The 2,949-nt window shown below is 76.0% G+C and carries 2 protein-coding genes; one reads left to right on the top strand and one right to left on the bottom strand.

All coding sequences use genetic code 11. From position 1 onward, the window contains the following. Positions 1–64 precede the first annotated feature (64 nt). A complete protein-coding gene (locus tag AAHM41_RS39720; protein WP_342242166.1) occupies positions 65–1,585 on the bottom strand; it encodes an aromatic amino acid lyase in 1,521 nt (506 codons plus the stop codon). A 169-nt stretch (positions 1,586–1,754) separates the two neighbouring features. Here AAHM41_RS39720 and AAHM41_RS39715 point away from each other — a divergent pair, with 169 nt between their 5' ends. Then, positions 1,755–2,810 (top strand): MBL fold metallo-hydrolase, encoded by a 1,056-nt coding sequence (locus AAHM41_RS39715; RefSeq protein WP_342242165.1) that lies wholly within the window; start codon positions 1,755–1,757, stop codon positions 2,808–2,810. Positions 2,811–2,949: the final 139 nt, after the last annotated feature.

Genomic DNA, 2,949 nt, shown 5'->3' with positions numbered 1-2,949 from the left:
AGGCCTCGGACTTCCACATCGTCCTCACCGGAGCCATCGGCCTCGTCGCCGGCGACTTCGTGCTCTAGCGCAGGGCCGGCGGCTCCCACGCCCGGAGCCAGGTCTCCATGGGGGCGAGGTCGAAGGGGACCTCGCCCTCGCGGCCGATCGGCAGCAGCGGGCGGATCGCCCGGTACGGATCGCGCAGGCCCAGGCCGAGCCCGTCGATGGGCAGGTCGCGGCGGGCGATCGCCCACGCCGCCACCGCGGCCTCGACCGCCACCGCGGTCCAGGCGGCGTCGAGCTGGCGCTCGGTCTCCTCGACCGCGAAGGGCGCCATGCCGCCGACATCCTCGACCCCGTCGCAGACCTGGCCGCGATACTGCAGCGCCACCGGCTGGGCGGCGATGCGGGCGGCGGCGACCTTGGCCGCGGCGATGTGGCCGAGATTGAGGAACTGCACCCCGCCGGCCGCCCCGGCCTCGGCCGCCAGCCCGGCGGGCAGGCCGCTGAAGGTCGGCCATTGCAGCTTGTGCACCCGCTCGCCCGAGGCCTCGATGGCCTTGCCGACCGCGAGGCGCAGCGCGTCGAGCGCGACGGCCAGCAGCGTCGTCTCCATGCTGCCATGCGACACCGCGGTGCCGGTGGCGCGGTCGACCAGCGGGTTGTCGGCGACGGCGTTCAGCGCGCCCTCCCACGCCTCCCACGCCCAGGCCAGCGCGGTGCGGGCGGCGCCGTGGATCTGCGGCGCGCAGCGCAGGCTGAGCGGGTCCTGCAGCAGGCGCGGGGCGCCGGTCTGCCACAGGGCGCTGTCCGCCAGCAGCCGGCGCAGGGACTGGCCGGAGGCGGCGTGGCCGGCCTGCGGATGGGCGCGCTCCACCGTCACCGACCAGGCGCCGGGGTTGCCGCGGAAGCCCTCCAGCGCCAGCGCGGCGGCGAGGTCGAGCGCGTCGAGCAGCCGCCTGACCTCGGCCAGGGCCAGGGCGCCGGCGGCGAGGGTGAGGGCGTTGCTGTTGAGCAGCGACATCGCCTCCTTCGCCGCCAGCCCGTCGAGCGGCGGCACGGCGGAGGCGAGGCCGTCGGGGGCGGGACCGTCGGAGGCGCGGCCGACCAGCGGCAAGGCGAGCTGCGACAGGGCGACGATGTCCGAGGCGCCGACCGAGCTGCCGGTGCGGACATCGGGCGCCACGCCGGCATTGGCGCGGGCCAGCTGCGCCGCGCACAGCGCCGGCCGCACGCCGGACCAGCCGCGGGCCCAGCCGTTCAGCTGCACCGCCAGCGCGGCGCGGATCACCGCGGCGGGCGCGCGGCGGCCGGGGGCGCGGGTGGCGTGGCCGGTCAGCACGGCGAGGTTGAAGGCGGCGTCGCGGCGCGGGTCGACGGAAAAATCCTTCTGCGAGCCGAAGCCGGTGGTGATGCCATAGGCCGGCGCGCCGGCCTCGACGATGCGGTCGACCACGGCGCGGGCCTCGGCGATGCGGTCCCAGGCGGCGTCGGACAGGGCCAGCCGGGTGGCGCCGGCGGCGAAGCGGGCCAGCGCGGCGATGCCGAGGCTGTCGCCGTCGAGGGTCAGGACGGCCGTGTCGGCCGCGGGCATGTGGCTCATGATTCGGGGGGCTCGCTTCGTCTCGATGCGAGAGGTAGGGCAGGGCGGCGCGGCACGCCGCCAGCCGAACGCCGCCCGCTGTTCCGCCAGCGACAGGGGAGGGGCGGAGAGGGCGGCCCTGCGCAACAATCGCTTGGCGCCGCCGCCGGACATGGCGAGGATGCGCGCCATGGACGCACCGACCCTGACCTATCCCCACCCCACGGCGCCCGAGCCCGGCGTGCCGGTGGAGGTGGCGCCCGGCCTCTTGTGGCTGCGCTTCCCGCTGCCGATGGCGCTGAACCACGTCAACCTCTGGCTCCTCCAGGATGACGCCGACGCCGGGGGCGCTCCCGGCTGGCTGCTGGTCGACACCGGCATCGGCAACGCCGCCTCGCGCGAGATCTGGGACACCCTCCTGGCCGGGCCGCTGCAGGACAAGCCGATCCGCCGGGTGCTGGTCACCCACATGCACCCCGACCATATCGGCCTGGCCGGCTGGCTGTGCGAGCGCTTCCGGGCGCCGCTGACCATGACGCTGTCGGAATACGCCACGGCCCGCGCCACCTGGTCGGACGACCGGCCCGAGGTGGCGGCCGCGCATGCCGCCTTCTACCGCGCCGCCGGCCTGCCGGCCGAGGCGGCGGAGATGGTGGAGGCGCGCGGCAACGTCTATCGCCGCGGCGTCTCGCCGATCCCGGTCGCCGCCCGCCGCATCCGCGACGGCGACACGCTCGCGATCGGCGGCCGGCCTTGGCGGGTGATCGTGGGCGAGGGCCATTCCAGCGAGATGGCCTGCCTGTACGATGCCGGGCGCGGGATCCTGATCTCGGCCGACCAGGTGCTGCCGAAGATCAGCCCGAACGTCTCGGTCTGGCCGTCGGAGCCCGAGGCCGACCCGCTGGCGGATTTCCTGCGCAGCCTTGCCGTGCTGCGGGACTTGCCGGCGGAGACGCTGGTGCTGCCCTCGCACGGCCTGCCCTTCTTCGGCCTGACCCAGCGGATCGACTGGCTGGCCGCCCATCATGAGGAGCGGCTGGCCCTGACCCGCGAGGTCTGCCGCCGGCCGGCGACGGTGGCCGAGCTGATGGCGGCGATGTTCCACCGCGCGCTGGACCGGCAGCAGATGATGTTCGCGGTGGGCGAGGCGACGGCCCATCTGAACCGCCTGGTCGCCGCCGGCGAGCTGGCGCGGGAGACGGGGGCGGACGGGGTGTGGCGGTACGCGCCCGCCCGGCGGGGCTGACCGCGTCTGCTCCGACCTGGCCTTTGATCCTCCCCCTCCCCCCGCGGGAGGGGGTTGGGGGGGAGGGGGCTGCCGCAGCGCGAACCGTCATCGGTCATGGGCGCCCTTTCGCGCGCGGACGCGCGCAGACCCCGCCCCC

This window comes from Inquilinus sp. OTU3971, assembly GCF_038440215.1.
This window is presented reverse-complemented; position numbering and strand designations above follow the sequence as displayed.